Below are 22,413 nucleotides of genomic sequence, written 5' to 3'. Positions count from 1 at the left end.
TCTTCCGTATGGGTTGATGCACCCTCTAATCTGGCACATCGCGATGCCGTCGGAGGGGGGAGTCCATATCATCTGCACTACGCTCGACAATATGGGACTTCATATGGAGGCGTTATGGACAAGGCCGTAATCGACGCAATCCGGGAGAAAGAGCAGTTGCCGGACAGCATGACGGACAGCGAAATCGCCAAGGAGTACAAAGGCACGTACACCGCCGCCAGGGCTGCCGTGAACTTGGAGCACAAGCTGCCCGATCAAGTGCTTGCGGATGCCATGCGCAAGGTGTTTCCTTTCATGCGGAAGAAGAAATGAGGTCAGCCCGGCTGGCCTGATTCACGCTCCATGCGTCCCCTGCGGCTGCAAAGCGGAACGGGCACCCGACTCTGGGCGCGCTGCTCCTTCTTGCGTACAATGGCCGGCCATCTCGTTTCCTGCTCCCTGCCGCTCGACGGTGCGATCCCGGCGTCGCTGTGCGAGCTGCAAACGCTTCGTTACCCTGAGAGTACCGCAGGAGTTGGGCAGCGATACGAGGTGGAGCAAACGGTAATGTCGGCTATACCCTGGAGGCCATAGATGAGCAACACGACTGGAAATGACCCGTTGGCACGGGCACGCCGGTTTTCTGTGGCCCCGATGATGGACTGGACGACCAGGGATCAAAGAGCCTTCGCCCGCACTCTGACCCGCCACGCGCTGCTGTATACCGAGATGGTGACCACCGGCGCAATCCTGCACGGCAGCCCGCGGGAGCGTTTCCTCGGCTATGACGAGGTCGAGCATCCCCTTGCGCTGCAGTTGGGTGGCAGTGACCCGGGCGAGCTGGCGGAGTGCGCGGCGATTGCCGAGGCGTGGGGCTATGACGAGGTGAACCTCAACGTCGGCTGCCCCAGCGACCGGGTGCAGAACAACATGATCGGCGCCTGCCTGATGGGCCACCCCGAGAAGGTCGCCGCGGCGGTGCGCGCCATGCGTGAGGCGGTGAGCATTCCGGTAACGGTGAAGTGCCGCATCGGTATCGATGACCAGGACGAGGACGCCGACCTGGAGCGCTTCATCGCCCAGGTCGCGGATGCCGGCTGCGAGACGTTCATCGTGCATGCACGCAAGGCCTGGCTGCAGGGGCTCTCGCCCAAGGAGAACCGCGACATCCCGCCGCTGAACTACCCGCGGGTGCATCGCCTCAAGGCCAGCCGGCCCGAGCTGCACATCGGCATCAATGGCGGAATCAAGTCGCTGGACGAATGCCGCGAGCAGCTAAGTCACGTGGATAGCGTGATGGTCGGACGCGAGGCCTACCAGAACCCCTGGCTGCTGTCCGGCGTCGACCAGGCGCTCTACGGCGTCGCAGGGCCGGCCGCCAGCCGGCATGCGGCCGCCCGTGCCTTTCGCCCCTACATCGCCCGTCGGCTCGAGGAAGGCGCCAAGCTCAACCATGTCACCCGTCACCTGCTGGGCCTGTTCCAGGGCCAGCCGGGCGGGCGCCGCTTCCGTCGCCATTTGTCGGAGAACGGCCATCTCGACGGCGCCTGCCTGCGGGTGTTCGATGATGCGCTGAGCCTGGTGCCGGAAAGAAGCGAGCGCGAGGCCGAGCCCCGCCTCGCCGAGGCGTGATCAATAGAGCGGGTCGGGCGGCGGTTCGAGGCTGGAGTGGAAGGTCTCGATAGCGCTCTCGGCCTCTTCGATGGCATCGAAGCGGGCGATATGGAACAGCGCCTCGCCCTCGTTGGCCAGCGGCAGCCGGCTCATGCCGATCACGATGCCATCGGCCATGGCCTTGACGCAGGCCTCGGCATTGCCGAAGGGGTCGGCCACCTTGCCCAGCACATCGCCCTTGGTCACCCGTGCGCCGAGGCGCACCTTGGGCCGCAGGATGCCGTCAATAGGCGCCCGTGCCCAGCTCGAGCCGTTGGCCAGTTCCGCCGCCGGCGGCGGGCGGCGCCGATGTTCGCCCGCCAGCATGCCCAGCCGGCGCATCACCCTGAGCACACCGCGCACCCCCGGCGTGATCGCCCACTCGTCGAAGCGCAGCGCCTCTCCGGCTTCATAGGTCAGTACCGGAATGCCCCGGCTCTGGGCGTAGTGACGCAGGCTACCCTCGCGCAGTTCGGCGTTGAGGATTACCGGCGCGCCGAAGGCGTTGGCCATGCGCTCGGTCTCGCTGCCGGGGCTGAGCTGGGCGCGGATCTGCGGCAGGTTGGTGCGGTGAATGGCTCCGGTATGCAGGTCGATGATATGCGTCGCGTGATCGACGATCTGCTCGCGAAACAGCGCCGCCACCCGAGCTCCCAGCGAGCCCGATTCACTGCCGGGAAAGCAGCGATTGAGGTCGCGACGGTCCGGCAGGTAGCGGCTGTGCTGCATGAAGCCGAAGACGTTGACGATAGGCACGGCGATCAGGGTGCCATTGAGCCCCTGGATCTGCTTCGAGCGCATCAGCCGGCGCACGATCTCAACGCTGTTGATCTCATCGCCGTGTATGCCGCCGCAAACCAGCATGACCGGCCCCTGGCGGCGACCGTGCACCACCTCGACGGGAATATGCAGCGGTGCATGGGTGTAGAGCCGCGCCACCGGCACGTCGACCTGAAGGCGGCTACCGGGCTTGATCTTGGCGCCGTTGAGCTCAAAAGATGCGCGGGGCATGGCCTTTTCCGAAGCGGAACAGTGTTCGATCCGTTATACAGGGCCACTGCGTGGAATACGAGAGATAGGCTTAGGTGGCGTCATACTATGAAGCATGACATACATATACGAATGTAAGCGTGTCATCCTTGGGTTAGAATGACAAAAACATTGCAGTACAGGACCGAGGAGAACCGCCCCACCATGGCCCGACGTACCAAGGCAGAAGCCGCCGCCACTCGCGAAGCCCTGCTCGATGCCGCCGAGGCTGTCTTCCTCGAACGTGGCGTGGCCCGCACCTCGCTGGAGCAGATCGCCCGCGAGGCCGGCATGACACGCGGTGCCGTCTACTGGCATTTCAAGAACAAGGCCGACCTGTTCCGGGCCATGCTGCAACGGGTGCGCATGCCGTTCGAAGAGCTGGTAGAGGAGATCGGCGACCCGGAACTCGCCAACAAGCCATTGGAAGCCATCCGTCAGGCCTGCCAGAGCGGCTTCGCACGCCTCGAACAGCCGCGCTATCGCCGCGTGCATGCCATCCTGATCCACCACTGCGAAACCTTTGCCGAGATCGACCCATTGGCGATGCAGAACGAAATGGCCGAGGAGGCCTGTGGCGCCCTGCTCGGCTACTTCACCAGTGCTGCTCGCATGGGCCATCTACGTCAGGATCTCTCCCCTGAAGTGGCCGCCAGGCTGCTGCAGGCCATACTCGGCGGCCTGTTCCATGACTGGCTGCGCAACCACGAGCAATTCTCGCTACGCGAGCGAGGCACGCAGCTCGTCGAGGCCCAACTGGAGCTGCTGCGCGCCGAGCGTTACAGTGGCGCCTCGGCCCCGCCATGACTCACCCCGGCGCGTCCCCGAGCCAACCGCAGCCGGCGCAAGTGCTCGCGCGCCTCGCAGTAGCGGCTCTCCGCCACGCTGCGGTAGGCGCCCTCCTTCGCCACGAACTTGACCAATACCCGACGCTCCCCCGGGCGGGGCAGGTCACCGGCCTTGCCGTGCAGACTCACCTCGCACGCGGGATCGTCGATCAGCGTGGCCGTGGTCCAACCCTGCGCATCGGCTGCGGAGCGCACCTGCACGACTTCGCCCAGCAGGCAGCGCGGCTGCGATCGTGCCAACCGATGGAAGCGGCGCTGTAGCGCATGGCATACGCTTGCCGCCAAGGGTGAGGCGAGAACGAAGGCCGCCCATAGCACCGCCACCCCCACGGGGATGCGAAACAGGCCCAATGGCAACCAGCGCAGCACGGCCAGCTCGATTACCAGAGTGATCACGCCCGCCAGCCCCAGCAGCACGCTGAGGGCAAAGGAAACCGGTACGCCGACGAAGCCCAGCGCCACCATGGTGCTGGCCAGATGGTCTCCCTTGAGGCTGTCGCGCGCGAACAGCTCCAGCGGCGCCAGGCGCAGCAGCACCAACAGCCAATAGAGCAACACCAGTGGCAACAGGCCAGTGAAGACGACGACGGGAAAACTCAGGACAATCTGACGCAGCGCTTCCATGGTGGCCTCCTCGCGGTTAACGCTCGACTCACCTTCAGCCTAGTCCAAGCCGCTCTGGGCAGGGCACGTACCAGATCATGAATAAGGGCGCCACCTTGCGGTGGCGCCCTTCGACCGCGCGCTACGAATTGCCTGCCGCTCAGGTGTGTTCGTTCGCGGCCTCGTGCCGGCCCCGAAGCTTATGGCGTAGCCAGTCGGAGGTGCGAGCGATCACGGCGTAGAAGCTCGGCACGAAGAGACTGCCGAGCACCGCCACCGAAGCCATGCCCACCGCTACGGTAGTACCGATGTGGTGGCTGCTGACGTCGCTCGCCCCGCTGGCCAGCGCCAGCGGCAGGGTGCCGAAGATGAACGCCAGCGAGGTCATCACGATCGGCCGGAAGCGCAACTCCGCCGCGGTGATGGCCGCCTCGTGGATCGACTTGCCCTGCTCCTTGCGTTGCAGCTCGGCAAACTCGACGATCAGGATCGCGTTCTTGGCCGCCAGCCCCACCACCACCAGCATACCGATTTCCACGTAGACGCTGGTGTCGAGCCCGCGCAGCACGATACCGCCAATACCGCCGAGGAAGGCAAAGGGCGTTGCCGTGAGCACCGCCAGCGGCAGCGACCAGCTCTCGTATTGCGCCGCCAGGATCAGGAATACCATCAGGATACCGAAGACGATGGCCAGCGTGGCGGTATTGCCGAGCTGGCTCTCCTGGTAGGCGGTGCCGGTCCAGCCCATGCCCCAGCCACCGCCGAGGGTCTCCTCGACGATCTCCTCCATGGCGGCGATCGCCTGGCCGGAGCTGTAACCCGGCGCGGGGCCGCCCTGGAACTGCGCCCCCAGGTAGACACCGAAGCGCGACACCACCGCCGGCTTGGCCTGGCGTTCCAGCGTGACGAACTCCGACAGCGGAATCCGCTCGCCGTTGCCGCCACGTACGTAGACGCTGCTGACATCGTCAGGAGTCCTGCGAAACTCGTCCTCGTTCTGCAGGTAAACCTGGAAGTTGCGGTTCTGGTAGCTGAAGAAGTTGACGAAGCCGTTGCCGAAGGTATTCGACAGGGTCGCATTCAGGTCCTCCAGCGCCACGCCGTAGCTCAGCGCCTTCTGCTGGTCGATCTCGGCACGATAGCCCGGCACGTTGACGTTGAAGGTGGTGAATACCCGCTGCAGGGCGGGGTGCTGATTGGCCGCCTGCATCACCTGGACCGAGGCCTGGAACAGCTCCTGCGGAGAGGCACCTTCGAAGGACTGCAGGTAGCCTTCGAAGCCCCCTGTGGTGGAAAGCCCCATGATTGGCGGCACGTTGAATGCCATGGCCGAACCGCCGGGAATCTGGGCTCCCAGCTGCATCACCCGCCCCACCAGCTCGGTAGCGGTCAGCTCACGTTCGTCCCAGGGCTCCATGTTGATAAACATGATCCCCCGCGCGGTGTTGACCGAACTCGAGAGGATGTCGTAACCGGCCACGGCGGTGGAATATCGCACCCCGGGCACCTCCTCGATGCGCGAGCTGAGCTCGTCCATGTAACTCTGGGTGCGCGCCAGGGAGGCGGAGTCGGGCAGCTGGACGCTGGCCAGCACAATGCCCTGGTCGGTCTCGGGCACCAGGGTCGAGGGGGCGATCTGGTAGAGCCACCAGGAGGCGCCGATGATCAGCCCCGTCAACAACAGCGCCAGCCCCCAGAAGCGCACCAGCACCTTGACCGCCCACATGTAGGCGGCGGTAACGCCGGCAAACAGGCGATCGAACAGCCGCAGCGGCGTGTTGAGTGCCCGCATCAGCTTGGACTGCCCCACGCCCTTGGGCTTGTGCTTGATGAAGATGGCCGAGAGCGCCGGGGTGAAGGTCAACGCCATCAATGCCGAGAAGGCCACCGAGACGGCCACCGTTATGGCGAATTGCTGGTAGATCTGTCCGGTGAAGCCTCCCAGGAAAGCCACCGGCACGAACACCGCCGCCATGATCAGCGACGTGGCGATGACCGGGCCGCCCACTTCCCGCATGGCGCGGATGGTGGCTTGGGTCACGGTGATCTCGTCGTCCTCGCTGAGCACACGCTCGACGTTCTCCACCACCAGGATGGCGTCGTCGACCACGATACCGATGGAGAGTACCAGTGCGAACAGCGTCAGCAGGTTGATCGAGAAGCCGAATACGAAGAAGCCGGCAAAGGTGGCCAGTACCGAGACCGGCACCACCGACATGGCAATCACCGTGAAGCGCCAGTTCTGCAGGAAGATGAACAGGATCACGCCGACGATCAGGAAAGCCTCGATGAAGACGTGGGTCACGGTATCCACCGAAGCGCCGATGAACAGCGTGGTGTCGTAGGGCACCACGTATTCGAGCCCGGGAGGGAAACGCGTTTCCAGGTCGGCCATGGTCGCCTGCACCGCCCGCGCCGTCTCCAGCGCATTGGCACCCGGCTGCTGGTTGATGATGATCGGCGTCATGGTGGCGCCGTTCAGACGCGCCTGCACGCCATAGTAGGAGGCCCCAAGTTCGATGCGCGCCACGTCGTCCAGGCGCAGGGCCGAGCCGTCGGCGTTGGTGCGCAGGAAGATGTTGCGAAAATCCTCGACGTCGTTGAGTCGCCCGCCAGCGGTGATGGTATAGGTGAACGCACGGGGATCGCGCTGCGGCGTGGCCGCCAGGTTGCCTGCCGGCACCTCGGTATTCTGGGCGCGAATGGCCCGCGCCACTTCGGTGGGGGTCAGGTCGTACTGGGCCAGCTTGTCGGGGTCCATCCACACGCGCATGGCGAACTCGCCGCCGCCCAGCACCGAGGCCTCGCCCACGCCGGGCACCTGGCGCAACTCGTCGAGGATGTTCAGCGTGGCGTAGTTCTGCATGAAGACGTTGTTGTAGTCGCCCTGCGGCGAGATCAGTGCCACCAGCATCAGGATAGAGCTGGAGCGCAGCTCCACCGTCACGCCCTGGGCCTGCACCGCCTCGGGCAGGCGCGACAGCGCCCCCTGCACCCGGTTGTTGACGTTGATGGTGTTGATATCACCATCGGTGCCGATGTCGAACGCCACATTCAGGCTCATTGAGCCGTTGTCGGCACTGGTCGAGGTCATGTAGAGCATGTCCTCGACGCCGTTGATCGCCTCGGCCAGCGGGGCCGCCACGGTCTGGGCGACCGTTTCCGCATCGGCCCCCGGGAACTGCGCCTGCACGGATACCGTGGGCGGCACCACGCTGGGATACTGCTCGATGGGCAGCACCCGCATGCTGACCACCCCCATCACGGTGAGGATGATCGCCAGCACCGTGGCGAAGATCGGCCGCTTGATGAAGAAATTGGAAAAATTCATGCGTCGTCCTCGCCGCCTTCAGCGGCCTCCCCCTCCGGCGTGGCCTCGGCGGCTTCTTCTTCCTGCATCGCCTCGGCAGCCTCGCGCTCAGCCTCGGCTTCGGCCTGCTCGGCTTCCTCGACCAGCGCCCGCACATTACCTTCGAAAGGCTGTGGGTCGATGGGCGTGCCGGGCTCGATGCCGGCCGGGTCGCCTACCACCACCCGCTCGCCGGGCTCCAGGCCGCCGCGAATGATCTGCCAAGGGCCCGCCACTTCACCCAGCTCCACGGTACGGGCGCGCGCCGTGTCGTCTTCATCGAGCACGAACACCTGCGGCCCCATCAGGCCCTGAGACACGGCAATCTCGGGTACCGCCAGCACGTCGAAGCGCTTGAGCCCCTCGAGGCTGATGCGTGCGAACTGGCCTGGCAGCACCCGGGCATCGGGGTTGGGGAAAGTGGCACTGGCCTGGACCGTGCTGGTGCGTTCATCCACCCGCGAGCCCAGGAAATCGAGCTGCCCTTCCAGGTTTCGGGCGGCCGTTCCACTGCCGCCGGGGACGTTCAACATGGCGCGAAACGGTTCACCCTCCTGGCTCCGCAGCTGCTGACGCAGTTCGAGGGCGTCGCGCTGCGGCAACTGGAAGCGCACCTCCAGCGGATCCAGCGGTGTGATGGTCGCCAGTACCGAGCCGGGGCTGACCAGGTTACCGACGTTGATCTGCGCCAGGCCGATCACGCCCGATACCGGTGCGGTGACCTCGGCGTATTCGAGGTCGATGCGCGAACTCGCCAGCGCCGCCTCGGCCTGGGCCACGGCAGCACGCGCCACCCCCAGCTCCGCGCGCGCCTGGTCGACCTGCTGCTGGCTCACCGAATTTTGGCTCAACAGGCGCTCGAAGCGCTGTGCGTCACGCTGGGCACGGGAGAGTTCGGCCTGGGCGCTCTGCAGATTGGCCTCGTTCTGATTCACCGCCGCCTGATAAACGTCCGGCTCGATGGAGAAGAGACGCTGGCCTCTCTCGACCTGTTCGCCGGGCTCGAAGTGACGCTCCTCGAGGGTGCCCGTGATACGGGCCACGAGGGTGACCTCGTCGTCGCTACGCAGTAGCGACGGGTAGGATTTTTCCAGCGCGATATCCTGGCGCTCGATCGCCACGACCTCGACGGGGTGAGGTTGACGCTCGGGGGCGGCTTGCTGCTGCGCTTGGGGGTTCTCCTCCTGGCCACAGGCGGCCAGCAACAGGCCGGCGGCCATCGCCACCAGGGCGGCCCGGCCGAGACGAGATGTTCTTTTCATGATGTGCGTCGTTTCCGTTGATACGCCAAAGGTCGACGAATTTTACATTCATGCGTGTATGGATGTAAATCGAATGGCGGAAAAGCTCATTCACCACGCGGTCGGCTGCGCAGGATACGTCCCTCGGGGTGAACCTCCAGCCGACCGCCACTTCCTGAACCCACCACGTCGTCTCGCCATATCTCGCCGCGCTCTTGCGGAACTATCGGGGCGGGGCGTGGTGGCACGGCCGGTGTCGGCGCATGGCCCCAGTTGTAGTAGGGGTCGAAGAACGCCCGGGGAAGCTCGATGACGAAAGAGGGATCCTGCCGCCTGCGCTGTCGCCAATGCTCGCGCTGCCAGGCCAAGGGTTGAAAGACCGGTTGCCAGACAGGAGACACCGGCACATGGCGTGGCTCAGCCGGCGCGGCCCAGGCAGGCACGCTGACGACAAGCCAGGCAGTCAGCGCCATGATGCAAGCACGCCCCCAATCGGCTCCCGCTGACTGCTTCATGGCGATGCCCCCCTGATTGTTGCGTCTATCGGCTCGGCCAGGCTTCCAGTATAGGCAGGCCGAAGCGCGGGCGAGCCAACACGCGCCGAGGAATACCGCACGAAAGCCCTTTGTCAGAGCCGGTAGCTCAGCGAAAGTGCGCCATGTACGGTGCTTCCCTCCTGCTCCTCGAATTCCCGACTGCGCCAAACGTGCGCTACGCTGACCTCCCACTTGTCCCAGGTCAGCGCCAGACCCAGCACGGCGTCACCGACCAGCTCACGGCGGCCGACGGAGTGGCTGTCGCGCACGGTGTTGCCATCCAGCAGCAGGTTGTGCGCCACGTAGCGTCCCTGTAGAGCGGCAAAGACATGCCAGCCGCCGCCGGGCGATGTAGAAACCTGCCGATAGCCGCCCTGATCGATCCCCAGGGAGGGCCAGCCCATGACGTTATCCAAGCCGTTGCCGAGGCGCAGGCCGTAGCCCGCCCCGGCCTGGACGAGGAGGTTGCCGAGGGAGGCCGAGAGCCCCGGCCCGTGCTGCATCTCGAGCTGCCCCAGCGACTGGCGATGCCACCAGTGGCGTCGGTAGGAGGCGTTGAGGATGGGCTCGTTGCCCAACTGGTGGGACCAGCCGCGAGGTCGCTGGCTCTCGACGAAGCGATGAACTTCGCGCTGAACGCTGTCGGCCGCCGTGACCGGCCCGACCACGCCGATATCGAGCTGAAGCGCCTCTTCACTCTGCCAGGCGCCTGGCAAAGGCTGCCGGCCATACAGGGCAAGCCCGCCCAGTGCCAGGCCGGCGTAAGGGCGATCGTTTTCAATGAGGTCACGCCGCGCCACTTCCACCGGCGTATACATGCGGTAGCTCAGGTGATAGCTCAGCGCATCGACCCGACTCAGCCAACCGTCCGGAAAGCCCTCGGCGATTCGCTGGCTCCAGTGATCCGCCGCCACTGCCCGGGTCCAGATGAGTTCGGCACCGGCCGTGTAGTTGTCGTCGTCGCTGCTGAACATACCGTCGTTGTCCATCTGCAGCGTGACGGCACCCGGGCCTGCCAGGGCCGGTGCCACCCAGCCAACGATCCCTGCAACAACAAGGTTGCCAATGATTCTGTGCATGTTTCTCTTCCATGAGTGAACAAACATGCTTGAGTGTATGTAGCGAGCCTGGGGCGGGCAAGTGCATTCAAACGAACTTTTGAATGAATGGATGCCGCGTCACAGCTGCTCGAGGGTGATCACTGCCCGCTCGACGCCACTCCGATAACCACCACCGAACAAGAGCAGGTGATTGAGCAACGGATAGAGCTGGAACAGCGCCTCGCGCCGTGGCCAGTCATGCGGGGCATTGCCATCCCAGTAGGCTTCGAAGAAGGCTTCGCCGGGCGAGCCGAACAGCGTCAACATGGCCAGGTCCACTTCGGGATAGTGGCGATACACAGCAGGATCGATGACTGCCGGTCCTTGTGGGGTATGCAGCACGTTGCCCGACCACAAGTCGCCGTGCAGCAGGCTTGCCGGCACGTCGGGCAGCCACTCCTCCAGAGACTGCGCCAGTGCCTCGAGGCGGTTGCGCAGCCGATCATCCAGTAGCCCTCGCTCGTGGCAGGCCCTGGCCAGCGGCAGCAGGCGTCGATCGCGCTGAAAGGCCCGTCCGTCTGATAGTGGTGCATTGGGTTGGGGCGTGCTCCCGCAGGCGTTGTCCCGCGGCCAGCCATGCTCGGCTGCGGTATGCGAATGCAGCTGACGAAGCCCCTCGCCCAGCGCCGTTGCGGAACGCTGCGAGCGGGAGCCCACCTCGAGCGCCTCCATGACCAGCCAACCATCGCCCAGCGCCAAGACGCTGGGCACCAGTAGCGAACTCCCGGCCTGGCGCAAGGCCTGCAGTCCATCCGCTTCGCCCGACAAGCGCTCGGCATCATCATGCTTGACCACGACCGGCCCCCGGGACGTTTCCAACCGGTAGACGGCTGCAATATCGCCGCCCCCGAGCGGCTGCATCCTACCGGCGGGCGAGAGCCCCTGCGCTTCCAGCAGTGCGGAGAGTGCTCGATCCATGTTCTCCTCCTCGATAGCCTCTTTTCATCTTGGCAATATATGCGCCAGCATCATTCAAAAGGAGCCTAATTTCATCAGCGGCGCCCTCGCCGCACCATGATAGTTGCGGCATTCCGCATGCAAGGAGAGACATATGTACAAGCTTGCCTTCTACGTTCCGCTCGAGGATGCCGAAGCGGTCAAGGAAGCCGTGTTCGCCAGCGGGGCCGGGCGCATCGGAGACTACGAGGCGTGCTGCTTCGAGACCCGCGGCACCGGCCAGTTTCGTCCGCTGGATGGCGCCAACCCACACATCGGCCAGGTTGGCGACCTGGAGAAGGTCGAGGAAGTGAAGGTCGAGCTGGTCTGCGAGGACCAGCTCATACACGATGCCGTCGCCGCGCTGCGTGCTGCCCACCCCTACGAAGAGCCGGCCTTCGACGTGTGGCGGCTGGAAGCCTTCTAGGCTTTACCTGCCAGGGTGTCAGCCCAGCCGCTCTGCAATGCGCCGCTCAAGCTGACCCTGGTCTTCGGCAAAGCGGCGGATACCCTCGGCCAGCTTGTCGTTGGCCATGGCGTCCTGGTTGTGCTGCCAGCGGAACCGGGCCTCGCTGAGCGGCGCCGGACGCTCGCCGGGGGACGGGAACACGACCCGCTTCTCGACGTCGCCCTTCTCGCCCGCCAGTTCCTCGAGCAGCGCCGGCGATATTGTCAGCCGATGGCAGCCGGCCAGCGCCAGCACCTGGCCCGTCGTGCGGAAGCTCGCCCCCATCACCACGGTATCGAAACCACCGCGTCCGGCACGCTCGCATACGCCGCGGACGAACAGCACGCCCGGGTCCTCGTCGGAGGCGTACTCCTTGCCGGTCTCCTTCTTGTACCAGTCGGTGACTCGGCCCACGAACGGCGAGACCAGGTATACGCCGGCATCGAAGCAGGCTTGGGCCTGGGCATCGCTGAACAGCAGCGTGAGGTTGCAGTTGATGCCCTCCCGCTCGAGTCGCTCGGCGGCACGAATGCCCTCCCAAGTGGAGGCCAGCTTGATCAGTACCCGCTCGCGGCCGACGCCGCGGCGCTCATACAGTTCGATCAGCTCAAAGGCCTTGCGCACGCTCGCCTCGGTATCGAAGGAGAGCTTGGCGGCCACCTCGGTCGAGACCCGACCGGGGACGAATTTGGTGATCTCCGCGCCCTTGGCCACAGCCAGGCGATCCACGGCGCGCTCGACGCGTGTCGGCAAGTCGCCACCCTCGGCCTTGACCGCGGCAAGCTCTTCATCGATCAGCGCCTGATAGCCCGGCAGATCGAAGGCCTTGAGCAACAAGGATGGGTTGGTGGTGGCATCCTGGGGCCGATAGCGCTGGATGGCGTCGAGATCGCCGGTATCGGCGACCACCAGCGAGTGGCGTTTGAGTGCGTCGAGTCGAGTCGTCATGGGGCTTCTCCGTGGGCTGCGGTTGAGAATGGAGTGGGTTCAGTTCGGAACGCCGTGGTGTCCTTTCAGCGCCTCGCGATAGCGGGCATAGACCGCTTCGTAGGCATGCACATTCGCCTCAACGGGCTCGGCCAGCGAGTTCGTATCGAGATGTACCAGGCGATCGCAAAGCGCGGCCAGCGAGAGATCTGCGCGCTCACACCAGGCCGCCTGCAGCGCAGCCCCCAGCGCCGCGGCATCGGTCACCTGTGGGCAGATCACCTGGGTCGCGGTGACGTCGGCCACCATCTGGCGCCATAGCGTGCTCTTGGCACCGCCGCCGATGAGCCGGATCTGGCTTGCTCCGGCGGCCAGCGGCCCGAGCAGTTCGAGACCGTAGCGCAGGCCGAAGGTCGCGCTCTCCACCACCGCCCGACACAGGCTGGCCTGGGTCAGGTTGCGGCTGTCGAGCCCCAGGAAGCTGGCCGTGGCGTGTGGCAGCGCCGGAACGCGTTCGCCGTTGAAGAACGGCAGCACCGTCACGCCCTCGGCGCCGATCGGCGCCGTGGCCAGGCGTTCGCCGAAGGCCGCCAGGTCGAGGGCGAACAGCTCACGCACCAAGGTGCTGGCCGAAGTGACGTTCATGGTGCAGATCAGTGGCAACCAACCACCATGGCTGGCGCAGAAGTTGGCAACCATGTCGCTCTCGGCGCGCACCGGCTCGGGCGAGTAAGCACATACGGTGCCCGACGTGCCGAGGCTCAGGGTGACGATGCCGGGAACAATGTTGCCGGTGCCGATGGCGCCGAGCATATTGTCGCCTCCCCCACTTGCGACCAGGACGCCGTCGCCCAGTCCCAGCTCCCGGGCCACTTCCGGGCGCAGCGTGCCGGCAGGTTCGCGGGAGCGGATCAGCCGCGGCAGTACGCGCTCGGGGTCGAGCTCCGGGGCAATTTCGGCGAAGGCGTCGTGACGCCACTGGCGACTGCGAGTATCGAAGTAGCCGGTACCCGACGCATCGCCCGCCTCCGCCACCTTCTCGCCGGTGAGCCAGTAGTTGAGGTAGTCGTGGGGCAGCAGGATGGCGTCGATACGACGATAGGCCTCGGGATTGGTTTCGCGCAGCCAGGCGATCTTGGAGGCGGTGTAGCCGGTCTGAAGCACCAACCCGAGCCGCTCGAGGCAGCCCGCCGGGCCGCCCAGGCGCTCGACCAGGGCAGCGTTGTGCGCCGCCGTTTCGGTATCGCACCACAGCTTGGCCGGATGCACCGGCCGGCCCGCGGCGTCGAGTGCCACCATGCCGTGCTGCTGGCCGGATACGCCGATGGCGCGGATCGCGCGGCGCTCGATGCCGGCCCGACTCACGGCCTCCTCGAACGCACCGCGGAAGGCATCGACCCATTCGCCGGGCTGCTGCTCGCGACGCCCGTTCTCGCCTTCCACCAGGCGATGAGGACGCCTCGCCTCGCCGAGGATCGCCTCGCCGTCGATGTCGACCACCACCACCTTGGTGCTCTGGGTGCCACAGTCCACCCCGATATACATTATTCCGCTCCTTGTGCTTGCTCCCCGCTCAGGGCTTCAAGGGTAGCGCGCGCGCCGCGTTCGTGCAGGCTCTCCAAGGCGGCCAGGTAGGCCTGGCGAAAGCGTTCGTGCTCGGCCAGGTCGCCGAACAGCTCACGGTTGTCGATGAAGGCGGTAGGCTGTGTGCGGTTGACGGCGGCAAGCGCCATCAGTTCGTTCTTGAAGCGGTCGACTACCGTGATGGGCTCGCCTTGCTCGTCAGTACCTTCGGCGTAGCGCGCCCAGCTCGCCACCACCGCGGCGCTGCGGTGGATCTCGCCACCTCTTGCGAGCTGTTCGCGAATCACCGGCACCAGCCACTTGGGAATACGATCGGAGCTCTCAGCGCACAGCCGCGCCAGGGTGTCCTTGATCTCGGGATTGGCGAAACGCTCGATCAGGGTCAGACGGTACTGCTCGAGGTCCACGCCCGGCACCGGCGCCAGGGTGGGGCTGCCCTCGTGGCGCATGTAGCCGAGCAGGAAGTCGACGAACAGCGGATCACGGCACACTTCATGGGCATAGCGGTAGCCGGCCAGGTAACCGAAATAGCACAGCGCCTGGTGGCTGGCGTTGAGCAGGCGCAGCTTCATCAGTTCGTAGGGTTCGACATCCTCGACGACCTGGACGCCTGCCTGCTCCAAGGGCGGCCTGCCGCAGACGAAGCGATCCTCCAACACCCATTGGGTGAAGGGCTCGCATACCACCGGCCAGGCGTCGTCGACGCCGAATTCATGCGCCAGTTCCTCGATATCCGCCGGCTGGGTCACCGGCGTGATGCGGTCGACCATGGCATTGGGAAACGGCACCTCGAACTCCAGCCACTCACCGAGTTCGGTATCACGCGCTCGGGCAAAGGCGGAGAACATACGCCTGGCCACCTCGCCGTTGCCCTGGATGTTGTCGCAGGACATGATCGTGAACGGTGTAAGGCCGCGCTCACGCCGCCGGGCCAATGCCTCGACCACCAGACCGAACGTCGTGCGCGGCGCATCGGGACGGTCGAGGTCGTGGCGCACGTCGGGATTGCCGAGATCGAACTCGCCGCTGACGGGATGAAAGTTGTAGCCTCCTTCGGTCACGGTCAGCGAGACGATGCGAATGGCGGGGTCGGCCATGCACTCGATGGCGGCCTCGGGGTCGTCGGGAGCGAACAGATAATCGAGCATGGCACCGATCACCCGTGGTTCACGCTCGCCGCCGGGGTGCTTCACTACCAGCGTGTAGAGATGATCCTGTGCTGACAATGCCTCCTGCATGCGCCGGTCGCCGGGCATCACGCCGACGCCGACGATGCCCCAGTCGAACGCCTGGCCTCGGTTCATCAGCTCATCGAGATACATGGCCTGGTGGGCGCGATGAAAGCCGCCGACGCCGATATGGACGATACCCGGCGTTAGCGCCTGGCGGTCGTAGCGCGGTACGGCGATGCGCGGGTCGAGTCGAGTGAGCGTGGCGTTGCTGAGAGCAGGCATAAGGGCACTCCTTGCCGCAGGCGGCAATGAACGAGAAATGATGTATGGCAACGGCAGCGTGACGCGGCCTAACGCCAGTAGAGGTCCGGCGCGACGGATTCGCGCTTGATCAGTCGGGCATTGGGCATGTCCTTGTGGCGCGCCTTGTCGACGGCGCCCTGCTGCTCCTGGCCCATTCCCAACCAGCGCTGGATCAACCGCGCCTCGAGCACCTCGTCGGCGACCTCGAGGAACAGCGTCATGTCGAACAGGGCGTGCAGTTCGCGCCAGGGGTCGCGGTCGAGCAGCAGGTAGTTGCCTTCGACGATGACGAGGCGATGCTCGAGGGTAATCAGGCGTCCACCGGCCCGAGCCAGGTCCAGCGGTCGGTCGAACACCGGTACAGCCACGGTTCTATCGGTGCGGCGAATGCGCTCCAGGTCGTGCTTCAGACCGTCGGGGTCGAAGGTCTCCGGCGCGCCCTTGATCGGCAACTGGCCCAGCGGCTCGAGGATGGCGTTGTCGAGGTGATAGCCATCCATCGGCACCACCGCGGCGATGCCGGGCTGCCTCTCGTTGAGTTCGCGGCACAGCCACTCGGAGAGGAACGACTTGCCCGCCCCCGGCGGCCCGGCCAGGGCGACGATGAAGCGTCGCCGATTCTCGGCGGCCTCCAATAAACGCACCGCCATATCATGAATATTTGGATTCATTGTTGTTTCCTACTCAAAACGCAGGCACCAGGCGTGTTCAAAAAGGCAGCGAGCAAGCGCAGCCAGTTTTCGAATACGCCTAGCTCATCCAGTTGCCTCCATCGACGTTCAGGGTTTGTGCGACTACGTACTCACTATCGTCGGAGGCAAGGAACACTGCCGCGCCGGCGTGGTCTTCCGGCTTGCCCATGCGTCCGTAGGGCACCGCCTCGCCGACCAGGCGCTTCTTCTCGCCCAGCGGTCGGTTCTCGTAACGGGCAAACAACGCATCGACTTCTTCCCACATCGGGGTGTCGACCACCCCCGGGGCGATGCCGTTGACACGAATACCGTAGCGAATCAGATCGAGCGCGCACGATTGGGTCAGGCTGATCACCGCCGCCTTGGTGGCGCAGTAAGTGCTCACCAGCGCCTCGCCGCGGCGCCCCGCCTGGGAAGCCATGTTGATGATCGTCCCGCCTTCGCCGCGGGCCACCATGTGCCGGGCTACCGCCTGCAGGGTAAAGAAGAGCCCCTTGGTGTTGACGGCGAACTGGCGGTCGAAGCTGCCTTCGCTGACCTCGAGCACCGGCGCCATGTCGAATACCGCGGCGTTGTTGACCAGGATGTCGATGGGACCGAGGTGTTCCGTCACGGCCTGGATCATCGCCGCGATCGAGTCGCGGTCGCAGACGTCGAGGCGTACCCCCATGACGCGGTCGGCCCCCAGGTGACGCAGGCCAGCCACGGCCTCCTCCACCGCGGCCACGTCGATATCGGCCACGGCAACCCGCGCCCCCTCGGCGAGATAGCGCTCGGCAATGGCCAGGCCGATGCCGCGTGCGCCGCCGGTTATCACGGCCACCTTGTCGTGCAGTTTCATCTTGAAGCTTCCTCGTTGGTTTCGCTCGTGGCCGCTTTCACGTCGTTACGGCGTCGTTCGCGCCACTGCTGGATCAGGGCCTCCAGGCCGTGCATGGCCGGCAACACCCGCCACGCCCCCGCCCGGCGCAGCCGTTCGGCATGACCATCTTCGATATGGCTGGCGCCGGTGAAGCCGATCACCGTCATGCCCGCCGCATGCGCCGCAGTAACGCCGGAAACGCTGTCCTCGACCACCAGGCAATCGCCCGGCGCTCGGCCCATCTGACGCGCCGCCAGCAAATAGAGGTCGGGCGCCGGCTTGGGTCGCTCGACCTCATCGGCCGTGAACAGCGGCACCTCGCCCAGCCGAGCATCGAGCCCGGTAACGGCCAGCGATGCCAGCACCCGACGGCGGCGGCTGTTGGAAACGATGGCCAGCGGCAGCTCGATCCGAGCCAGCGTTTCCGCCACGCCTTCGACGGCGCGCAGCTCCTCGGCCAGGCGCGCCTCGATGGCGCTGTCGATGCGCTCCAACGCATCCGCCGGCAGACGATGCGCGCTCTGCCGCTCCAGCCGCTCGAGGATCGCCGCGGTGGTCATGCCCAGCGCCTGACGCAGGGCGACGTCCTCGGAAATGTCCGGCAACAACATGCCGAGTTGCTCCAGCAGCGTCGCTTCGGCGACGACCTCGCTGTCCACCAGCACGCCGTCGCAATCGAAGATCAGCGTTTCCATGCCCACTCCGTTCATTGGCCGCTGGTCACGGACGGCGTGCGGTTGTCCTGGCGGTTGAGTCCGGCCAGGGGATGGCGCGACAGGCTGGGCAGGGCCAGGTCCGCGGCATCGAAAAGATGGGCACAGGCGCGATCGAAGCCGAAGCGCAGGATATCGCCGACCCGGCTATCCACGTTGCCGTCGGCACTCACGGTGACCAGGGTGTCCTGCATGCGCACGTAGAGCGAGGTCACCCCGCCCAGGCGCTCGATCACCTCGATGCGACCCGAGAGCGGCCCTTCGGGCTCGAGGCGCAGATGCTCAGGGCGGATGCCCAGCGTCAGCGGGCCTGCACCAAGGCCGCTACCATCGACCGGCACTTCGCAGGTCGCTCCGTCAGGCAGTCGCACCTCGACACTTTCGGGCCCGGCATTGACGAGTTCCACCTCCAGGAAGTTCATCTTCGGCGAGCCGATGAAGCCAGCCACGAAACGGTTGCGTGGATGATGGTAGAGTTCCATCGGCGAGCCCACCTGCTCGACCACGCCGCCCTGCAGCACGACGATCTTGTCGGCCATGGTCATGGCCTCGATCTGGTCGTGGGTGACGTAGATCATGGTGGCGTCGAGCTCTTCGTGCAGGCGCGCCAGCTCGATGCGCATCTGCACCCGCAGCGCCGCGTCGAGGTTGGAGAGCGGCTCGTCGAAGAGAAAAATGCTGGGGTTACGCACGATGGCGCGGCCAATGGCCACGCGCTGGCGCTGGCCGCCGGAAAGCGCCTTGGGCTTGCGCTCGAGCAGCGGTTCGAGCTGCAGGACCGACGCCGCCTCGCGCACCTTGCGCCGGCGTTCCTCCTTCGGCACGCCGGCGAGCTTGAGGCTGAAGCCCATGTTGTCCTCGACGGTCATGTGCGGGTAGAGCGCATAGCTCTGGAACACCATGGCCAGGCCACGCTCGGCGGGTCCAACGTCGTTGATACGCTGGCCGTCGATCATGATGTCGCCCGAGGAGGCGCTCTCGAGACCGGCAATTATGCGCAGCAGGGTCGACTTGCCGCAGCCGGAAGGGCCGACGAAGACCACGAACTCGCGGTCGTGGACCTCCAGGTCGATGCCCTTGAGCACCTGGGTGTCGTCGAACTGCTTGACGATGTTGTTGAGTTGTAGCGTTGCCATGGGAAAACCTCTTACTTGACGGCGCCGAAAGTGAGGCCGCGTACCATCTGCTTCTGGGTCAGCCAACCGAAGACCAGGATCGGCGCAATGGCCATGGTGGAAGCGGCGGAGAGCTTGGCCCAGAACAGCCCCTCGGGGCTCGAGAAGGAAGCGATGTAGGCGGTGAGCGGAGCGGCGCTGGAGGAGGTCAGGTTGAGGCTCCAAAACGCCTCGTTCCAGCTCAGGATCACCGACAGCAGCCCGGTGGAGGCAATGCCGGGAAGCGTCAGCGGCAGCAGCAGATAGATCACCTCCTGAAAGGTGCTCGCGCCGTCCATGCGTCCCGCCTCGAGGATGTCCCGCGGCAGATCCTTGAAGAAGGTGTAGAGCATCCACACCACGATCGGCAGGTTCATCAGGGTGTAGACGATGATCAGCCCGGTGCGGGTGTCGAGCAGGCCGAAGTCGCGAAAGAGCAAGTAGATCGGCACCAGCACGCCCACCGGCGGCAGCATCTTGGTGGAGAGCATCCACAGCAGCGTGCCCTTGGTGCGCTTGGTGGGCAGGAACGCCATGGCGTATGCCGAGGGAATGGCGATGGCCAGCGCCAGCAGGGTCGAGCCGAAGGCCACCACCACGCTGTTCATGGCGAACTTGAAGTAGTCGGCGCGGGCCTGAACGGCGATATAGCTTTCGAGCGTCGGCGAGAAGATCAGGCTGGGGTCGGCGATCGCCTCCGCCTCGGTCTTGAAGCCGGTCAGCACCATCCACAGGATGGGAAAGAAAATGATCAGGGCAATTCCCCAGCCCAGCAGTGTCAGCCATAGCCGGCGAGCGCCGGCGCTGGGTACCAGCGGGGTGTGACGGGCGCGCGTCGCGCCGTTGGCGGAGGCGCTTGCCGGTTGGCCATCTGCCGGCAGGGCCTGCTTGGTCTTGAGTGTGGTCATGAGCGGCTCCTCGCCTCAGTTTTCCAGGTTCTTGGCCACCAGCCGGACCAGGAAGATAGCGACGATGTTGGCCAGGACGATGGCGACCACCCCGCCGGCGGAGGCCAGGCCGACGTCGAAGTCGAGCAGCGCCTGGATGTAGATCAAGAACGCCAGGTTGGTGGTGGCGAGCCCCGGCCCACCGGAGGTAGTGACGTAGATCTCGGCGAAGATCGTCAGCAGGAAGATCATCTCGATCATGATCACCACGCTGATGGCGCGTTTCAGGTGCGGCAGGGTGATATAGAAGAACACTGCGATGGGGCCCGCTCCATCCATGCGTGCCGCCTCGACCTGGTCATCGTCGAGCGACTGCATGGCGGTGAGCAGAATCAGCAGCGCGAACGGTAGCCACTGCCAGGCCACGATAATGACGATCGACGTGAGCGGCAGCGACGAGAACCAGTCCACCGCCGGCAGGCCGAACACGCCGGCAACCCACGACAGCACCCCGTTGGAGGGATGCATCATCATGTTCTTCCATACCAGCGCACTCACCGTGGGCATGACGAAGAACGGCGAGATGGCCAGCACCCGGGCGATGCCGCGGCCGGGAAATTCCTGCTGGAACAGTACGGCGAGCAGCACGCCGCCGCCCACGGTGATCACCAGCACCGACCCCACCAACAGCAGGGTGTTGCCCATGGCGCGCCACAGTGCCGGGTCGGTAAACAGGTACTCATAGTCCTCCAGGCCGGCGAAACCCTCCATGCCGGGCATCAACAGGTTGTAGCGCTGCAGCGAGAACCATACGGTCATGCCCAGCGGGACCAGCATCCATAGCAGCAGCAGCGTGACCGCGGGTGCCTGCAGCGACAGCGAGCGCAGGCCACCGACGGTACGCCCGGAGGCGCGTGTCTTGCTCATAGCATCACCACGTAACGTTGGGAATTGGCCGCCGAGACATGGCCCCGGCGGCCGGGCGAGTGCGTCGGATCAGTAGCCGGCGCGTTGCATGGTGCGCTCGGTGGCGCGCTGGGCGCTCTGCAGCGCCTGTTCGACACTGGTATCGCCGGTCAGCGCCGAGGCAATGGTCTGACCCACCTGGGTGCCGATCGACTGGAATTCCGGAATGCCTACGAACTGCACGCCGACATAGGGACTAGGCTCCAGCGTCGAATCGGTGGGATCGGCGCTGTTGATCGCATCGAGTACGAATCCGGCGAAGGGCGCCTCGCGCTGGTAGTTCTCGTTCTCGTAGGTGGACTCGCGGGTACCCGGCGGTACGCTGGTCCAGCCCTCGGTTTCACCGACGAGTTCGACGTACTCCTGGGAGGTGGCCCAGGTCAGGAAGGTTTGTGCGGCGTCCTGCTTCTCCGAAGTGGCGGGAATGGCCAGCGCCCACGACCATAGCCAGTGTGCCCCCTTGGGCGTTTCGGCCACCGGTGCCGGGGCGAAGCCGAGCCGATCGGCAACCTGCGATTCGGCCGGGTTGTAGAGCTTGCCCGCCGCCGAGGTGGCGTCGACCCACATGGCGCAGTTGCCGCGCGAGAACAACGCCAGGTTCTCGTTGAAGCCGTTGGAGCTGGCTCCGGGCGGGCCGTAGTTGCCAAGCAGGTCGACGTAGAAGCTGATGGCCTCCTGCCAGGCCTGCGAGTCGAGCTCCGGATTCCACTCCTCGTCGAACCAGCGACCGCCGAAGGTGTTCACCAGGGTGGAGACGAAGGCCATGTTTTCGCCCCAGCCCGGCTTGCCGCGCAGACAGATGCCGGCCAATTGGTTGTCGGGGTCGTGGAGTTCGGCGGCCCACTCTCTCACCTGCTCCCAGCTCGGCTGCTCGGGCATCTCGAAGCCAGCCTCCTCGAACAGATCGGTGCGGTAGTAGAGCATCGAACTCTCGGCGTAGAACGGCAGTGCGTAGAGTTTGCCTTCGTAGCTGAGACCGTCGCGTACCGGCTGGAGCAGATCGTCCTCGCGATAGGCCTCGGGCAGGTCGTCGAGCGCGGCCAGCCAGCCGCGCTCGGCCCAGATCGGCGCCTCGTAGGTACCGATGGTCATGACGTCGAACTGGCCGCCCTCGGTGGCGATGTCGGTGGTCAGGCGCTGGCGCAGCACGTTCTCCTCGAGCACTACCCAGTTGACTTCGATGCCCGGATGGGCCTCTTCGAAGGCCTCGGTCAGGCTCTGCATGATCACCATGTCGTTATTGTTGACCGTGGCGACCGTAATGGTCTCGGCGTGTGCCGCAGTGGCAACGGCAGCTGCCAGGCCGGCTAGAGGAAAGGCGTAAGCGAGCTTCATGTCGGGCTCCTGTGTGCTGGGCTTGCCCCGTTCAGGGCGCTTGTTGTTGTAGCCGGAGTCATTGTTTTGATCAATTTACTCAAGTGACGATCAAAT

At 65.4% G+C, this 22,413-nt stretch carries 21 protein-coding genes; 4 read left to right on the top strand and 17 right to left on the bottom strand.

Annotated elements, in window-relative coordinates; all coding sequences use genetic code 11:
* Positions 1 to 114: 114 nt before the first annotated feature.
* The gene (locus HBJ55_RS19010) at positions 115 to 312 is read left to right on the top strand and encodes a hypothetical protein (RefSeq protein ID WP_167118777.1); all 198 of its coding nucleotides are present in this window, start codon (positions 115 to 117) and stop codon (positions 310 to 312) included.
* Between the two features lie 261 nt (positions 313 to 573).
* Entirely contained in the window at positions 574 to 1,611 is a 1,038-nt protein-coding gene (dusA, locus tag HBJ55_RS19005; RefSeq protein ID WP_167118774.1) for a tRNA dihydrouridine(20/20a) synthase DusA, read from the top strand.
* Here dusA and HBJ55_RS19000 read toward each other — a convergent pair whose 3' ends face one another.
* Positions 1,612 to 2,643: a succinylglutamate desuccinylase/aspartoacylase family protein gene (locus HBJ55_RS19000; protein WP_167118771.1), complete on the bottom strand. Its 1,032-nt coding sequence runs from the start codon at positions 2,641 to 2,643 to the stop codon at positions 1,612 to 1,614. It lies immediately after the preceding gene.
* Positions 2,644 to 2,826: 183 nt separating this feature from the next.
* On the opposite strand from HBJ55_RS19000, the gene HBJ55_RS18995 reads away from it, so the two are divergent.
* The gene (locus HBJ55_RS18995) at positions 2,827 to 3,468 is read left to right on the top strand and encodes a TetR family transcriptional regulator (protein WP_167118768.1); all 642 of its coding nucleotides are present in this window, start codon (positions 2,827 to 2,829) and stop codon (positions 3,466 to 3,468) included.
* On the opposite strand, the gene HBJ55_RS18990 is transcribed toward HBJ55_RS18995, so the two are convergent.
* The 6 genes from HBJ55_RS18990 to HBJ55_RS18965 form a co-directional block, all read right to left on the bottom strand.
* On the bottom strand, positions 3,441 to 4,133 hold the full coding sequence (locus HBJ55_RS18990) for a hypothetical protein (RefSeq protein WP_167118765.1): 693 nt from the start codon (positions 4,131 to 4,133) through the stop codon (positions 3,441 to 3,443). The genes HBJ55_RS18995 and HBJ55_RS18990 overlap by 28 nt on opposite strands.
* A 139-nt stretch (positions 4,134 to 4,272) precedes the next feature.
* A complete protein-coding gene (locus HBJ55_RS18985) occupies positions 4,273 to 7,443 on the bottom strand; it encodes an efflux RND transporter permease subunit (protein ID WP_167118762.1) in 3,171 nt (1,056 codons plus the stop codon).
* Positions 7,440 to 8,723 carry an efflux RND transporter periplasmic adaptor subunit gene (locus HBJ55_RS18980; RefSeq protein WP_167118759.1) on the bottom strand — a complete coding sequence of 428 codons (1,284 nt, stop codon included), beginning with the start codon at positions 8,721 to 8,723 and terminating at the stop codon, positions 7,440 to 7,442. The genes HBJ55_RS18985 and HBJ55_RS18980 overlap by 4 nt, the downstream gene beginning before the upstream one ends.
* 86 nt (positions 8,724 to 8,809) lie before the next feature.
* Entirely contained in the window at positions 8,810 to 9,217 is a 408-nt protein-coding gene (locus HBJ55_RS18975; protein WP_167118756.1) for a hypothetical protein, read from the bottom strand.
* A 113-nt stretch (positions 9,218 to 9,330) separates the two neighbouring features.
* Positions 9,331 to 10,317, bottom strand: coding sequence for a lipid A deacylase LpxR family protein (locus HBJ55_RS18970; RefSeq protein WP_167118753.1), 987 nt, complete (start codon positions 10,315 to 10,317; stop codon positions 9,331 to 9,333).
* 99 nt (positions 10,318 to 10,416) lie between these two features.
* Positions 10,417 to 11,256, bottom strand: a complete 840-nt coding sequence (locus tag HBJ55_RS18965; RefSeq protein ID WP_167118750.1) for a fructosamine kinase family protein — start codon at positions 11,254 to 11,256, stop codon at positions 10,417 to 10,419.
* Between the two features lie 133 nt (positions 11,257 to 11,389).
* On the opposite strand from HBJ55_RS18965, the gene HBJ55_RS18960 reads away from it, so the two are divergent.
* Complete coding sequence (locus HBJ55_RS18960) at positions 11,390 to 11,701, top strand: YqfO family protein (RefSeq protein ID WP_167118747.1); 312 nt, start codon at positions 11,390 to 11,392, stop codon at positions 11,699 to 11,701.
* Positions 11,702 to 11,719: 18 nt separating this feature from the next.
* Here HBJ55_RS18960 and tal read toward each other — a convergent pair whose 3' ends face one another.
* The 10 genes from tal to HBJ55_RS18910 form a co-directional block, all read right to left on the bottom strand.
* The gene (gene tal, locus HBJ55_RS18955) at positions 11,720 to 12,670 is read right to left on the bottom strand and encodes a transaldolase (protein WP_167118744.1); all 951 of its coding nucleotides are present in this window, start codon (positions 12,668 to 12,670) and stop codon (positions 11,720 to 11,722) included.
* Positions 12,671 to 12,709: 39 nt separating this feature from the next.
* Entirely contained in the window at positions 12,710 to 14,194 is a 1,485-nt protein-coding gene (gene xylB / locus HBJ55_RS18950; protein WP_167118742.1) for a xylulokinase, read from the bottom strand.
* Positions 14,194 to 15,687, bottom strand: a complete 1,494-nt coding sequence (locus tag HBJ55_RS18945; protein ID WP_167118739.1) for a mannitol dehydrogenase family protein — start codon at positions 15,685 to 15,687, stop codon at positions 14,194 to 14,196. Before HBJ55_RS18945 ends, xylB begins: the two co-directional genes overlap by 1 nt.
* Before the next feature lie 68 nt (positions 15,688 to 15,755).
* Positions 15,756 to 16,379: a nucleoside triphosphate hydrolase gene (locus HBJ55_RS18940; RefSeq protein WP_167118736.1), complete on the bottom strand. Its 624-nt coding sequence runs from the start codon at positions 16,377 to 16,379 to the stop codon at positions 15,756 to 15,758.
* A 79-nt stretch (positions 16,380 to 16,458) separates the two neighbouring features.
* A complete protein-coding gene (locus tag HBJ55_RS18935; RefSeq protein WP_167118733.1) occupies positions 16,459 to 17,241 on the bottom strand; it encodes an L-iditol 2-dehydrogenase in 783 nt (260 codons plus the stop codon).
* On the bottom strand, positions 17,238 to 17,957 hold the full coding sequence (locus HBJ55_RS18930) for an HAD family hydrolase (protein WP_167118730.1): 720 nt from the start codon (positions 17,955 to 17,957) through the stop codon (positions 17,238 to 17,240). The genes HBJ55_RS18935 and HBJ55_RS18930 overlap by 4 nt, the downstream gene beginning before the upstream one ends.
* Before the next feature lie 11 nt (positions 17,958 to 17,968).
* Positions 17,969 to 19,111: an ABC transporter ATP-binding protein gene (locus HBJ55_RS18925; protein ID WP_167118727.1), complete on the bottom strand. Its 1,143-nt coding sequence runs from the start codon at positions 19,109 to 19,111 to the stop codon at positions 17,969 to 17,971.
* 11 nt (positions 19,112 to 19,122) lie between these two features.
* The gene (locus HBJ55_RS18920; RefSeq protein ID WP_240936195.1) at positions 19,123 to 20,037 is read right to left on the bottom strand and encodes a carbohydrate ABC transporter permease; all 915 of its coding nucleotides are present in this window, start codon (positions 20,035 to 20,037) and stop codon (positions 19,123 to 19,125) included.
* A gap of 15 nt (positions 20,038 to 20,052) precedes the next feature.
* The gene (locus HBJ55_RS18915) at positions 20,053 to 20,943 is read right to left on the bottom strand and encodes a carbohydrate ABC transporter permease (RefSeq protein WP_167118724.1); all 891 of its coding nucleotides are present in this window, start codon (positions 20,941 to 20,943) and stop codon (positions 20,053 to 20,055) included.
* Between the two features lie 69 nt (positions 20,944 to 21,012).
* A complete protein-coding gene (locus tag HBJ55_RS18910) occupies positions 21,013 to 22,317 on the bottom strand; it encodes an ABC transporter substrate-binding protein (RefSeq protein WP_167118721.1) in 1,305 nt (434 codons plus the stop codon).
* Positions 22,318 to 22,413: the final 96 nt, after the last annotated feature.

Origin of the sequence: Billgrantia bachuensis, from assembly GCF_011742165.1 — a bacterium.
Lineage (GTDB): Bacteria > Pseudomonadota > Gammaproteobacteria > Pseudomonadales > Halomonadaceae > Halomonas > Halomonas bachuensis.
Note: the sequence above shows the minus strand (reverse complement) of the source record. Positions and strands in the feature narration are given on the sequence as shown.

Coding starts and splice junctions, on each gene's coding strand:
- HBJ55_RS19010 (WP_167118777.1), top strand. CDS start 115: ATGGACAAGGCCGTAATCGACGCAATCCGGGAGAAAGAGCAGTTGCCG.
- dusA (WP_167118774.1), top strand. CDS start 574: ATGAGCAACACGACTGGAAATGACCCGTTGGCACGGGCACGCCGGTTT.
- HBJ55_RS19000 (WP_167118771.1), bottom strand. CDS start 2,643: ATGCCCCGCGCATCTTTTGAGCTCAACGGCGCCAAGATCAAGCCCGGT.
- HBJ55_RS18995 (WP_167118768.1), top strand. CDS start 2,827: ATGGCCCGACGTACCAAGGCAGAAGCCGCCGCCACTCGCGAAGCCCTG.
- HBJ55_RS18990 (WP_167118765.1), bottom strand. CDS start 4,133: ATGGAAGCGCTGCGTCAGATTGTCCTGAGTTTTCCCGTCGTCGTCTTC.
- HBJ55_RS18985 (WP_167118762.1), bottom strand. CDS start 7,443: ATGAATTTTTCCAATTTCTTCATCAAGCGGCCGATCTTCGCCACGGTG.
- HBJ55_RS18980 (WP_167118759.1), bottom strand. CDS start 8,723: ATGAAAAGAACATCTCGTCTCGGCCGGGCCGCCCTGGTGGCGATGGCC.
- HBJ55_RS18975 (WP_167118756.1), bottom strand. CDS start 9,217: ATGAAGCAGTCAGCGGGAGCCGATTGGGGGCGTGCTTGCATCATGGCG.
- HBJ55_RS18970 (WP_167118753.1), bottom strand. CDS start 10,317: ATGCACAGAATCATTGGCAACCTTGTTGTTGCAGGGATCGTTGGCTGG.
- HBJ55_RS18965 (WP_167118750.1), bottom strand. CDS start 11,256: ATGGATCGAGCACTCTCCGCACTGCTGGAAGCGCAGGGGCTCTCGCCC.
- HBJ55_RS18960 (WP_167118747.1), top strand. CDS start 11,390: ATGTACAAGCTTGCCTTCTACGTTCCGCTCGAGGATGCCGAAGCGGTC.
- tal (WP_167118744.1), bottom strand. CDS start 12,670: ATGACGACTCGACTCGACGCACTCAAACGCCACTCGCTGGTGGTCGCC.
- xylB (WP_167118742.1), bottom strand. CDS start 14,194: ATGTATATCGGGGTGGACTGTGGCACCCAGAGCACCAAGGTGGTGGTG.
- HBJ55_RS18945 (WP_167118739.1), bottom strand. CDS start 15,687: ATGCCTGCTCTCAGCAACGCCACGCTCACTCGACTCGACCCGCGCATC.
- HBJ55_RS18940 (WP_167118736.1), bottom strand. CDS start 16,379: ATGAATCCAAATATTCATGATATGGCGGTGCGTTTATTGGAGGCCGCC.
- HBJ55_RS18935 (WP_167118733.1), bottom strand. CDS start 17,241: ATGAAACTGCACGACAAGGTGGCCGTGATAACCGGCGGCGCACGCGGC.
- HBJ55_RS18930 (WP_167118730.1), bottom strand. CDS start 17,957: ATGGAAACGCTGATCTTCGATTGCGACGGCGTGCTGGTGGACAGCGAG.
- HBJ55_RS18925 (WP_167118727.1), bottom strand. CDS start 19,111: ATGGCAACGCTACAACTCAACAACATCGTCAAGCAGTTCGACGACACC.
- HBJ55_RS18920 (WP_240936195.1), bottom strand. CDS start 20,037: ATGACCACACTCAAGACCAAGCAGGCCCTGCCGGCAGATGGCCAACCG.
- HBJ55_RS18915 (WP_167118724.1), bottom strand. CDS start 20,943: ATGAGCAAGACACGCGCCTCCGGGCGTACCGTCGGTGGCCTGCGCTCG.
- HBJ55_RS18910 (WP_167118721.1), bottom strand. CDS start 22,317: ATGAAGCTCGCTTACGCCTTTCCTCTAGCCGGCCTGGCAGCTGCCGTT.